Source organism: Nitrosococcus oceani ATCC 19707 (assembly GCF_000012805.1).
GTDB lineage: Bacteria > Pseudomonadota > Gammaproteobacteria > Nitrosococcales > Nitrosococcaceae > Nitrosococcus > Nitrosococcus oceani.
Genome location: NC_007484.1, coordinates 359,180 through 370,908 on the forward strand (window position 1 = coordinate 359,180; position 11,729 = coordinate 370,908).

General features: G+C 51.4%; 8 protein-coding genes. 2 read left to right on the forward strand and 6 right to left on the reverse strand.

Annotation, left to right across the window (positions count from 1 at the left end):
- Positions 1-5: 5 nt before the first annotated feature.
- Positions 6-443: a ribulose bisphosphate carboxylase small subunit gene (locus NOC_RS01880; protein ID WP_011330305.1), complete on the reverse strand. Its 438-nt coding sequence runs from the start codon at positions 441-443 to the stop codon at positions 6-8.
- 19 nt (positions 444-462) lie between these two features.
- The gene (locus tag NOC_RS01885; protein WP_011330306.1) at positions 463-1,941 is read right to left on the reverse strand and encodes a ribulose-bisphosphate carboxylase large subunit; all 1,479 of its coding nucleotides are present in this window, start codon (positions 1,939-1,941) and stop codon (positions 463-465) included.
- A 254-nt stretch (positions 1,942-2,195) separates the two neighbouring features.
- Between NOC_RS01885 and NOC_RS01890 the strand changes: the two genes are divergently transcribed.
- Both NOC_RS01890 and NOC_RS01895 read left to right on the forward strand, forming a co-directional pair.
- Entirely contained in the window at positions 2,196-3,101 is a 906-nt protein-coding gene (locus NOC_RS01890) for a LysR family transcriptional regulator (RefSeq protein ID WP_002814148.1), read from the forward strand.
- Positions 3,102-3,274: 173 nt separating this feature from the next.
- Entirely contained in the window at positions 3,275-6,175 is a 2,901-nt protein-coding gene (locus NOC_RS01895) for a bifunctional diguanylate cyclase/phosphodiesterase (protein ID WP_244860004.1), read from the forward strand.
- Positions 6,176-6,203: 28 nt separating this feature from the next.
- Here the strand turns inward: NOC_RS01895 and mutL are convergent, their stop codons facing one another.
- The 4 genes from mutL to NOC_RS01915 form a co-directional block, all read right to left on the reverse strand.
- Positions 6,204-7,955 (reverse strand): DNA mismatch repair endonuclease MutL, encoded by a 1,752-nt coding sequence (mutL, locus tag NOC_RS01900; protein WP_011330307.1) that lies wholly within the window; start codon positions 7,953-7,955, stop codon positions 6,204-6,206.
- A gap of 11 nt (positions 7,956-7,966) precedes the next feature.
- Positions 7,967-9,385, reverse strand: a complete 1,419-nt coding sequence (locus NOC_RS01905; RefSeq protein ID WP_011330308.1) for an N-acetylmuramoyl-L-alanine amidase — start codon at positions 9,383-9,385, stop codon at positions 7,967-7,969.
- A gap of 138 nt (positions 9,386-9,523) precedes the next feature.
- The gene (gene tsaE, locus NOC_RS01910; protein WP_002812802.1) at positions 9,524-9,982 is read right to left on the reverse strand and encodes a tRNA (adenosine(37)-N6)-threonylcarbamoyltransferase complex ATPase subunit type 1 TsaE; all 459 of its coding nucleotides are present in this window, start codon (positions 9,980-9,982) and stop codon (positions 9,524-9,526) included.
- Complete coding sequence (locus tag NOC_RS01915; protein WP_002812657.1) at positions 9,979-11,475, reverse strand: bifunctional ADP-dependent NAD(P)H-hydrate dehydratase/NAD(P)H-hydrate epimerase; 1,497 nt, start codon at positions 11,473-11,475, stop codon at positions 9,979-9,981. Before NOC_RS01915 ends, tsaE begins: the two co-directional genes overlap by 4 nt.
- Positions 11,476-11,729: the final 254 nt, after the last annotated feature.

The window sequence follows — 11,729 nt, forward strand, 5'->3', positions numbered from 1 at the left end:
TACTATTATTGATACCGCTCGCCTTCCGGCCTGTCAGCTGCATAGCTGCGTACGGTATAGTTGATATGGCGGCCATCTACTTCCTGCCGCACCAACCCAAAGCCAGGCTCGTTTTTGGGGCGATTGACGATAAAGGACATACAGGGTGACTCAACGCCCCGATGGCTGTTAAACGCCGTTACCCGAACGTAGTGATTAGGGTAGGTTTTGCGGCAATCGTTGATTTCCATCATGATCCCGGCGGGATCTTTCAGATCGAACATAGGAATGCCAAACATTTCCCAATAAGTATTGCGTGGATGGGGATCATCAGTGTATTCCACATTGACCGCCCAATCATTTTTCAGCGCATATTTGATTTGCGCTAAAATCTGCTCGTCCGTTAAATCAGGCAGGAACGAGAACTGTCCCTGAGTGATACGGTTTCCATGATTGGTCATCATAAGCTAAATTCTCCTAAGCTTAAACGCTGGCTGTGGCCGTTGGCACGAAGTCGGCCGTATCGGTCGATTCATAATTGAAGGTCACATCCTTCCAGGTGTCCAGGGCGGCCTTGAGGGGCGAACACCACTTGGCGGCATCCTGGAGGATTTGAGGACCTTCCTTCACATAATCACGGCCTTCATTACGCGCCAAGATCATGGCTTCCAGAGCGACGCGGTTAGCAACTGCACCCGCTTGGATACCCTGTGGATGGCCGATGGTGCCACCACCGAATTGTAGTATTACATCCTCGCCCAGGTATTGAATGAGTTGGTGCATCTGACCGGCGTGAATACCACCAGAGGCAACCGGCATCACTTTATTCAAGGATGCCCAATCCTGATCGAAGAATAACCCATGCTCGAGGCTTGTCGGCGTGTGTGAATCAAGGAGGGTATCGTAGAAACCCTTGATCATGAGCGGATCGCCTTCCAGCTTGCCGACCACGGTACCAGCATGGATATGATCGACCCCGGCCATGCGCATCCACTTACAAATTACACGGAAGTTCATGCCGTGATTCTTCTGCCGGGAATAGGTCGAATTACCAGCGCGATGGAGATGCAAGATCATATCGTTCTTGCGGGCCCACTTGGCCATGGACTGAATCGCGGTATAACCCACCACCAAGTCAATCATGATGATGACTGAGCCGAGGGATTTAGCAAACTCAGCCCGCTCGTACATGTCTTCCATGGTAGCGGCGGTCACGTTGAGGTAATGGCCCTTGACTTCGCCGGTAGCCGCGGATGCCTTGTTAACCGCTTCCATGCAATAGAGGAACCGATCGCGCCAGTGCATGAACGGCTGGGAGTTGATGTTCTCATCGTCCTTGACGAAGTCGAGACCGCCTTTCAGGGCCTCATAGACTACCCGGCCGTAATTGCGGCCGGAAAGGCCGAGTTTAGGCTTGGTGGTGGCGCCGAGCAGGGGGCGGCCAAATTTATCTAGGCGTTCCCGCTCCACCACGACCCCGGTAGCTGGTCCCTGAAAGGTTTTCAGGTAGGCAACTGGGATACGCATGTCTTCTAGGCGCAGGGCTTTTACCGCCTTGAAGCCGAAGACGTTGCCGATGATAGAGGCTGTCAAATTGGCGATGGAGCCAGGCTCGAAAAGATCCAAATCATAGGCAATATAGGCAAAATATTGCGCTTCGTTTTTAGTCCCTTCGCCCGTATTGGGTACCAGATCTGCGCGATAGGCTTTAGCACGGTAAAGCTCGCAGTCGGTCAAGCGATCCGTCCACACGACCGTCCAAGTAGCGGTGGAGGACTCACCTGCCACGGCAGCAGCGGCTTCCTCGGGATCGACGCCCGGCTGTGGGGTGATGCGGAACATCGCGATGATGTCAGTGTCTTTAGGTTGGTAATCAGGCTCCCAGTAGCCCATCTTTTTATAAGGGATAACGCCGGCTTGATAACGATCTTTCCCTTCGGCGATTGTTTCTGATTTTCCCATCATGTGCCTCCTAGTCGAGTTAAAATTTCCATTCACTTTGCTTTGCCTCGTTTTAGGAACCTAGGCAAAGGTTAAAGTTTCAGGACTCACCGCGACCCTTAAATTAGGGTGCATCTTGGTAACAATCAGGCTAAGCATGGATTTAAGTGCTTGCCTTGAATAGTAAGTATAATGCTTTAATTCATAATTGATAGTCAGTATTTTTGATTATTTTTATAAATTAATGCTTATGAATATTCTTTTGAGAATAAATAATGCATGTAACGCTTCGCCAGCTTCATGTCTTTGAAGCAGTAGCCCGCCATTTAAGTTATACCCGAGCGGCGGAAGAACTTCACCTTAGCCAACCTGCTGTTTCTATGCAAATTAAGCAGTTAGAAGGTAATGTGGGGCTTGCGCTGTTTGAGCAGTTAGGTAAGAAAATCTTTCTGACTGAAGCGGGGCGGGAACTTTACCATTACAGTCAGCAGATCTCCCGGGAACTCAGCGAGGCTGAGGATGTCTTGGAGGAGCTTAAGGGCAGCCGGCGAGGTACGCTTACTATTGCCGTAGCCAGCACCGCCACTTATTTTGCGCTCCATTTGCTGGGCCGTTTCCACCAGCGTTTTCCGGAGGCTAATATTAGCCTTGATGTGACCAACCGCAAATCCTTGCTGCGGCATCTAGAAGAAAATACCATTGATATGGCAATTATGGGTAAGCCTCCGGAGGGCTTGGAGGTGGTGGCTAAGCCTTTTATGGAGAATCCCTTGGTGGTGATTGCTCCGCCGGCGCATCCTTTGGCGGGGCAGCGGGTGCCCTTGACCGTATTACGGCAAGAAACCTTTATCCTGCGCGAGCATGGTTCCGGCACCCGTATTGCCATGGAGCGGTTCTTTGCTCGTTTGGGTGCTACGATCACTTCTAGTATGGAAATTAGCAGCAACGAAGCCATCAAGCAAGCGGTACAAGCGGGGTTTGGCCTTGGCATCGTATCCCAGCATACTTTGGAGAAAGAGCTCGCTTTACGGCGCTTAGTGATCCTAGAGGTTGACTCCTTCCCTATTATGCGCCATTGGTACATTGTGTATCGAAAGAACAAGCGTGCCACCGCCCTGCACAAAGCCTTCAAGAAGCTGGTATTCGAAGAGGCTCGGGAGCAATCAATCACGTTTAATTAACTTAAAGATTAGAAATTTTTGATTATTTCACCCCAAAATGGATCTAAATCTGATGGAATTTTGAAGGTTTTAGAACAAGATATCCGTTTTTTAGGCGTTGGCCTTAGGCATACGCTTAGGTGAAAAAGCGCTGAATGTTCAAAAGCGTAGCATTTTCTGCAAAAAATATACTAATGCCAGACCCTGAACAAACTCCTGCCCCCCGTTTTTTAAGCCTTAAGTGGAAGGCTGTTTTGGTTTTTAGTCTGGTTCTGGTGACGATTAATATTTCCTTGGCAGGGCTTGCCTATTTAGGACTTCAGCGCCAATTTGCCCAGCAGCGCGAGCAAATTTACCTTGGGCATATTAAAGAAATTCGAGGGCTTATTAAGACTTCTTACCAGCGTATGGAACAGCTAGCTGATATCGTACCCCTCTTACGCGGGGATAGGGCTGATAAGAACTCTTTGGCTGGAAAAATTGACTCCATATTTGAGCGGCATGGGCACTTGTTGCAGATAGTATGGGGGGTGGAAATAGCGAGTTTTTACTCTTCCGAGAATAAATTATTGGTCTCGTGGGGGCAGCAGGTCGGCACAGATCGGATTTTGGAATGGGTGCGTGCAGCGAATAAGAGAGAACGGCCGATTACCGGATTAGACTGTGGAGAGCGGTGCCTCCAGTACGTAGCAGTCCCTTTACTGGCTAATGATGAGCGCGCCGGGGTTTTGCTGCTTGGCCGCTCCCTTGCCGAGGTAGTGCTTTCTTTCCGCCAGATTTCTGGCGACGACATCGGTATTATGACTGCTGTTAAGTTACCTTCTGAAAATGCGACTGAACTGCGCCGACTAATGCCTGAATGGGGTATGCGGATGGCGGCCTTGACAAATGCCGAACGTAATTTATTGGTGTTACGGTCGCTTTCTGAAGGCCATTCGCTAGCGGAGGTAGCTAGCCAGCATGTGTGGTACCACCATGCGGGTCGAGAGTATGAAGTTCGCCTTATACCGATAAATAAAGCAGGGGTGGAGAATCGGGAGGCTCAGCTGGTGGTCATTAGTGATGTGACCCGTGCTCTTGCTGATATTCGGCTAGCAACCCGGCGGAGCTTGCTAGGGGGTTTGGTTGGCCTGGTGGTTTCCGAAACTCTGCTGTTACTTTTGTTGTGGAAGCCAATGGCTCGTTTGCAGCGAGTCGTTTTAAGCCTGCCTTATTTGGCGGAGCATGCTTTCGAGAAAGTCCGGGCGCGCCTCAGTCATTCAGCCCAGCCTGCTTGGGGCCGGGACGAAATTGATGTCCTTAACGATACCGCCGTGACTCTTTCCTATCAGCTAGAGGCGTTGCAGGCAGAAATACAAGATCGAACCCGCCATTTAGCCGAGCGGGGTGATGATTTAGCGCGGGAGCGAGACTTTGTTACTGGGTTGTTGAATACTGCTCAGGTTATCATTCTAACCCAGGATAGCGCCGGGCGAGTGACGATGTTAAATCGGCAGGGGCAGAAAATAACAGGTTATGGCGCTGATCAAATCACAGGCCGGCCCTTCTATGAACTATTGGCGGGCGACAAGGTTTCACCGGAACTATTCCAACAGTTGGAAGAACTCCGGACTGGCCGCCGAGGCCAGGTACGCGTGGATACGGGACTCCAGTGCCAGAATGGCAGCCAGCGTACTATTTCCTGGTTTCATTCTCGGTTGGCGGTTCACCCCTCCAGTGATGTCGTAGTTCTTAGTGTGGGACATGATGTAACTGAGAGGGAGCAGGCGGAGCAACGGTTGGCCTGGCTAGCTGATCATGATCCCTTGACCGAACTGTTTAACCGGCGCCGTTTTCAGCATGAATTCGAACAAATTCTCGGGGCTTCCATTCGTTATGGAACCCAGGGAGGCTTGCTTTATTTTGACCTTGATCAATTCAAATATATTAACGATACCAGTGGCCATCAAGCCGGAGATGCCCTGCTGCGGATGGTCGCCGACAAGTTACGCCAAGTCGTGCGGGGGAGCGATATTGTTGCCCGGCTTGGGGGTGATGAATTTGCAGTGGTCATTCGTGAGTGTGACGTTGAAAGTGCGGTCCGGGTCGCGCGAAAAGTTTGTACCCAACTGAGTACCTTGGAATTTCCAGCCCGGGGTGGTAATCACTCTATCTCTCTCAGCATCGGGATTGCGCTTTTTCCCCTCCATGGCGCTACTGTCCGCGATCTCATGGCCAATGCTGATGTGGCCATGTATCAGGCCAAAGAGGAAGGAAGAGGGCGTTGGCATTTATTTTCGAGCGATGAACAAGTCCGCGAACGGATGCAGCAGCGAGTATATTGGAAGGAGCAAATTGAACAAGCTCTGCGGGAAGATCGATTTCTGCTTTATTTCCAGCCCGTGTTGGATATCCGCACTCATACGATAGGCCATTATGAAGTTTTGCTCCGTATGTATGACCATAGGGGCAGGATTATTTCTCCAGCCCAGTTTATCCCGGTGGCCGAGCAGTCAGGCTTGATCCACGCTATCGATCATCTGGTTTTGCGAAAAGCTATTGCCCAGCAAGCGAAGTTATGGTCTCAAGGGTATCATTTGACGCTTTCCATTAACCTTTCCGGCCGGGTAGTGGATGATCCCGAATTAGTACCTATCTTAGAAGATTTATTAAGGACGACCGGCGTTAATCCGTCCTCATTGATGTTTGAGGTGACCGAGACAGCAGCGGTTGCCGATCTGGCCGCTGCTGAGGGCTTTATGCACAGAATAAAAGCCCATGGCTGCCGTTTTGCCGTGGACGATTTTGGGGTGGGTTTTTCCTCCTTCTTTTATCTCAAGCGGTTGCCTGTCGATTACGTCAAAATCGATGGCATGTTTGTGCGCGAGTTAGCCAAAAGCCATCAGGACCAGGTTTTTGTCAAAGCTCTAAGCGAGGTTGCCAAGGGCCTTGGCAAAAAAGCGGTGGCCGAATTTGTAGAAGATGCTGAGGCCTTGGCATTACTCCATGAATACGGAGTGGATTATGCCCAGGGCCATTATATTGGCCGGCCAACTCCCCATATTGTTGAAACCCCATGTGCTGAGGGCAAGGTAGCTTGGTCCCACGCCCAATAGGGTGAGTGCCTTGGGTTCCTCTGGGTTTCTAGCTTGGGAGGAACCATTGTGCTATTTCATGCTCGGGTAATTCCCGCCAGGGGAGGGGGGCTTTAAGGCCGGTTTCGATTTGATAAAGATTTTCCAACTCTTGCAGGAAAGCATTCATTTCCTGGAGGGAGGGGCGGGATGTGGTTGAGGCAGGGTATTGCGCCGTAAGAGCGACGATGAGCTCTCCCAGCGGGATTTCAGCGGGCATTATGTGCTGCTGGCGGGTTAATTGGGCGAGTAAAGCCAGTAGTAAACCCTCGAGATCGAGCTCTCGGATGGCAGCAGGTATCTCCCGCAAAACGACGGTTTGGGGTCCTAACCGGTGCAGCCCGAGACCCAGTTTCCGCAGCTCCTGGACATGTCGTTCTGTCCACTCTGCCTGCTGCAGGGAAACCTGAAAAGTGAGAGGAAGAAGTAAAGGTTGCCGGATGATATGGCCGGCAGCGTAGGCGGTGCGCAGTCGTGCTTGAGCTAGATGGGCGCGGGCTATGGGCAAATCTACTAGCATCAACCCTTGGCTGTTTTCTGTCAGTAGATAGCGCCCGAGCACGAATGCCTGAACCTGACCGAACCGTGATGGAGCATCGTTTCTCCCTTTGGATAGGGGGTTATGTTTCCCATGCTTCCGGGGACCATAGCTTCCGGGGACCTCTGCTACGAGATAAGTGTCGCCAGCCTGTTCTTTACCGAGCACCTCATGGGGGTGTGATCGAAATTCTCCAGAGGCTAGCCGATGCTCTCCTTCGGGTTCGGTTTGTTCTAGTATCTCTGCTAACGTGCGAACGATAAAACCATGAACCTGCCGGGATTCCCGAAACCGGACTTCATGCTTAGCCGGGTGGGCATTGACATCTACTTGATGAGTGGGTAATTCCAGATACAGTAAATAGGCGGGGTGGCGCCCTTGGGACAGGCGGTTGCCATAAGCTTGGCGAGCTGCATGGCTCAATAGCTTGTCTCGAACCATGCGGTGGTTAACATAACAATATTGGAGATCGGTTTGACTGCGGGCGAATTCAGGATGTCCTAACCAGCCCCATAGGCATAGCCCTTCTATTTCCCGCTTGAAGTACATACTATGCTCAGCAAAATTCCGTCCGCAGAGTTCGGTAATCCGTTTCAGCTGCTCAGGGGGGCAGGTACAAGCAGGCAGGGTGAGAAAAGGACGCCGGTTATAACTTATTCGAAAGCTTATTTCGAAATGGCTGAGAGCTAGTTGTGTTTGTATCGTGCGTAAACGTATAAACTCGGTTTTTTCCCCTCGGAGGAAGCGCCGCCGAGCTGGAGTATTGTAAAACAGATCACGGACCTCAACCGTGGTGCCTAGGGGATGGGCGATGGGTTGTACCGGCGTATTTTCCCGAATGCACCAGCCATGTTCATTATCTGCCATCCGGGAACTGAGGCTAAGACGGGAAACGGCGTCGATGCTTGCCAAGGCTTCGCCGCGAAAGCCCAAAGTAGTAATATTGAGTAATTCTTCTCCGTGGCGAACTTTACTGGTAGCGTGGGAGCTTAAGGCTAAAGGCAAATCATTATGATGGATGCCGCAACCGTCATCACGGACTCGGATAAGCCCAATGCCCCCCGCCTCCGTTTCAATTTCGATGCGTTGGGCGCCTGCATCTAGAGCGTTTTCCACAAGTTCTTTGAGTACTGAAGCGGGGCGTTCCACCACCTCCCCGGCAGCAATCTGGTTAGCTAGTGCCGGAGGTAGAATCTGAATACGGGGGATGGAAGGAGCGGCCATCTTTGTTTTTATCAAGGAATCAGCAAGATATCTCCTACGTGGATGCGATCGCCCTTGAGATCATTAGCTAAACGCAGTTGATTGAGGCTCACATCATAATGTTGGGCAACACCAGAGAGGGTATCGCCGCGATTGATGATGTGGCGGCGCTGAGCGAGGAGGGTGTCTGGTAGGGGATTGCTATAGAAATAGTACCGAATGCCATTCATCATCGCGTTTGCTAATTGCTGTTGATGGGTTTGGCTGCGCAACTGCCGTTCTTCGTGGGGGTTAGAAATAAAAGCGGTTTCTATCAATACTGAGGGAATATCGGGAGATTTGAGTACGGCAAAGCCGGCATGCTGGACGTGCTGGCTGTGAACCTGGCCAACATTTTTGAGTCCGGCAAGGAGAGTATCCGCTATTTTCAGGCTTGCTTCATGGGTGGAGGTTTGGGATAGGTCAAGCAGGACGCGGGCCAAGAGATCGTCTTTCTCATTTAAATTCACGCCGCCGATGAACTCCGATTCATTCTCCCTTTTGGCGAGATAGCGTGCAGCCTCACTGCTTGCCCCTTTTTCAGAGAGAATATAGACGGAAGAGCCGCGCGCTTTAGGGTGAGTGAAAGCATCGGCGTGGATGGAAATGAAGAGATCCGCTTTATGTTGGCGAGCTTCCTTGATCCGTTCTCGCAGACCGACGTAGTAATCCCCCTTGCGTATCATCACTGGGCGCATGCCTGGCTCTCGGTCCAGCAACCGGGCAAGTTTCCGGGCAATAGCCAGTACTACCTGCTTTTCCTGGGTTCCCTGGGGACCAATAGCACCAGGATCTTCGCCTCCATGACCTGCATCGATGGCAATGACAATGTCCCGCGGCTTGTCCCTGGCAGCAGCTATGATCGTAGTAGAATTTGGTTGAGTTTTTTCGCTTTTCCCTCCCTGGGGAGGGTTGCCTCTAGGGGGGTTATTCTCAGGAGCAATTCTAATCTTATGAGTCGTCTGCTGCGGCTTATTGTCAGTGATAGCAGCAACTGTTTTTACGAGCTTTTGCTGGGATTCTCCAATATCGGTTCGGGTTAAATCAATGACTAGGCGGTGACTATGATTTTTATAGGGTTTGAGCGAAAAACTTTTGGCATGCGCAGCGTGGGACAGCTCAAGGACTACTCGCAGAATGCCAGTGCTCTTATTAGCGCTGCGGAGACCACGGAGCAGCTTACCGTTAAGGCTATTGGGAGGTAGAGGCTGGGCTAAGCGGGTGTTAGCAAGATCAATTACAATTCTATGGGGACTCGCCAGAGTAAATACCCGGTGTTGGACAGGGGCGCTTAAATCAAATACCAGCCGTGTTTTTTCCTCAGCGGACCATACCCGTACGCCTTGTACCTGCACCCCGGCAAAAGCCAGGACAGGCACTAGGCATATTAAAAAGTAGGCTATTCGTTTCACGGTAAGTAGAATATCGATTATTTCAAGGCCAATCTTTAACCATCCCTAGCTTGAATGGCAAGTTTATTTAGTTATAAATTTCTCTATTGTTTTTTTATAGATAGGATGGGTTCTTGTCAAGCTTTCTAGCAATTAATTTCATGATATAGGGTGAAGCAAATGTTGCCCCCGTTCCGTTTTAGCCTCTAGGCGGGCTGATCGGCTTCCGATCTCAAGGTACCCCAGGGAAATTTGAAGATCCGGCGGTGGAAGCCAGCTAAGCGCCCGCTCCGGCCATTCTATGAGAATGATGGCCCCCGGAGTGAAATAATCTTGGATACCCATGAATTCCAGCTCCTGGGGATCGGTTAAGCGATAAAGATCAAAATGATAGATTTGCTGTTGGTTTAAGATGTAGGGTTCTACCAGGGTATAAGTGGGACTCTTCACCGTTCCCTTATGTCCAAGGGCCTGCAGAAACCCCCGGGTCAGAGTGGTTTTCCCTGTCCCTAGGGTTCCTAGAAGAAAAATAATGGCTCCTTCCTTTCTACAGGCATGGCCCAAGCGAGCCCCTAAGGCGAGGGTAGCTTCCTCGTCAGCTAAAACGACATCAATCATGGGCCTATTTGTTGAAGATTGGCCAGTTGTCGCAGATGTTCCATCAAATCGCTCGCCAGCAGTCCCCGCTCACCCCCTTCACGGGCAGCGCGATCGCCAGCCATGGCATGAATTGTTACCCCCAAATGGGCCGCATTATTCAGGGTAAGTCCTTGAGCCAGCAGGCCGGCGATAGTTCCGGAGAGGACGTCCCCCATACCGCCACTGGCCATTCCTGGATTGCCTGCCGTGCATAGCCCTAGGGGGTGATTCGTGGAGCATACCAGAGACCCATTTCCTTTAAGCACCGCAACCCCGCCGTAGCGCTGTTGAAGAGCCTGGACTGCGGCAAAACGGTCTGCTTGTATTTCTTCAATATTAATGTTCAGCAGTCTCGATGCTTCACCGGGGTGGGGAGTGATAATCCAGCGGTTATGCTGGCGGGGTTGACTGGCTAGCAGATTGAGGGCATCCGCATCCACCACCAGAGGGTGGGAATGGTTGAGTGCCTCAGCGAGCATTGTTTGGCCCCAAAGATCCTGGCCTAGGCCTGGACCAATGACAAGGGTAGTAGCCCGGTTCAGCAATGGTTTTAACTCTTCGGCGCTCTCTACCCCGTAGCACATCAATTCTGGGCGGGCTAGGTTGAGCAGGGAAGCATGCTTCTCCCGGGTGGCAATACTGACCAGCCCCGCTCCTACCCGATAAGCTGCTTCCCCCGCCATGCGTGCGGCTCCGGGCATTCCTCTCTCGCCTCCAATGATGACAACATGGCCGTAATCGCCCTTATGGCCAGCCTTAGCGCGGGAGGGGAGTTTGGTGATGTGATCTTCAAGGGTAATGCGGCGGGCCGAAGGCGTCACCCCGTGATAGGCTTCGGGAGGAATACTAAGGGAGTCGAAAGCAATCTCGCCACAGTAATCCGGACCCAGATGGGTGAACATCCCTTGTTTCAGGCCCCCAAAGGTGGCAGTCACTTGGGCTTTGATGGCGATACCCAGGATATTCCCGGTATCGGCATGGAGCCCAGAGGGGATATCCATAGCAAACACCGGCTGTCCGCAGGTATTGATGGCTTCGATAGCATCGGCCCACTGGCCAGTGACTCCCCGGCTGAGTCCGGTGCCGAAAATAGCATCTATTACCACATCCGCGGCGCGGAGCACTTGGGGTTGGAAGGGAAGGATTTCCATGCCGCTGTCTAATAGCATTTGTCGCGCGGCTTGGGCATCGGTGCTAAGCTTGCTATTATCCCCTAGTTGATAGATGGATACATACATTTCGGCTTTACGGGCTAGGCGGGCCAGGACATAGCCATCTCCACCATTATTGCCGACTCCACAGATAATCACTAAGCGTTGTGCCTGTGGCCAGTGTTTGCGTAGTTGCTCTAGGGAAGCCTTACCGGCTCGCTCCATTAACATGGCGCCAGATATTCCAAACTCTTCAATGGTGCACCTGTCCAATTCACGTACTTGGGCAGCCGTGTATAAATTAAGGGGGAGAATAGCCATTTGGGGTACCTCTATGGATGTTGTTATTTTGGAATGAGGAGCAGGGGTTTTACTGGCCAGCGCCTACCGGCGCTTAATACTATTTACTGGTTGTTCTACCCCCATTCAGGATAGGACTTCAGCCTATATTAGCAAAAATCCAGATAAAACCCTTGCCCAATCGGGCAAGGGATATAAGCGGGGGCTAGTTCTAAAATCCATAAGAAGCTCATAATTGAATAAGCTAGAAGGGCCGCCAGTAGAGGCTTGTGTGA

What these genes read in the sequence shown, in the direction of transcription:
- NOC_RS01880 (WP_011330305.1), bottom strand. Translation starts at nt 443, where the DNA reads ATGATGACCAATCATGGAAACCGTATCACTCAGGGACAGTTCTCGTTC.
- NOC_RS01885 (WP_011330306.1), bottom strand. Translation starts at nt 1,941, where the DNA reads ATGGGAAAATCAGAAACAATCGCCGAAGGGAAAGATCGTTATCAAGCC.
- NOC_RS01890 (WP_002814148.1), top strand. Translation starts at nt 2,196, where the DNA reads ATGCATGTAACGCTTCGCCAGCTTCATGTCTTTGAAGCAGTAGCCCGC.
- NOC_RS01895 (WP_244860004.1), top strand. Translation starts at nt 3,275, where the DNA reads ATGCCAGACCCTGAACAAACTCCTGCCCCCCGTTTTTTAAGCCTTAAG.
- mutL (WP_011330307.1), bottom strand. Translation starts at nt 7,955, where the DNA reads ATGGCCGCTCCTTCCATCCCCCGTATTCAGATTCTACCTCCGGCACTA.
- tsaE (WP_002812802.1), bottom strand. Translation starts at nt 9,982, where the DNA reads ATGATTGATGTCGTTTTAGCTGACGAGGAAGCTACCCTCGCCTTAGGG.
- NOC_RS01915 (WP_002812657.1), bottom strand. Translation starts at nt 11,475, where the DNA reads ATGGCTATTCTCCCCCTTAATTTATACACGGCTGCCCAAGTACGTGAA.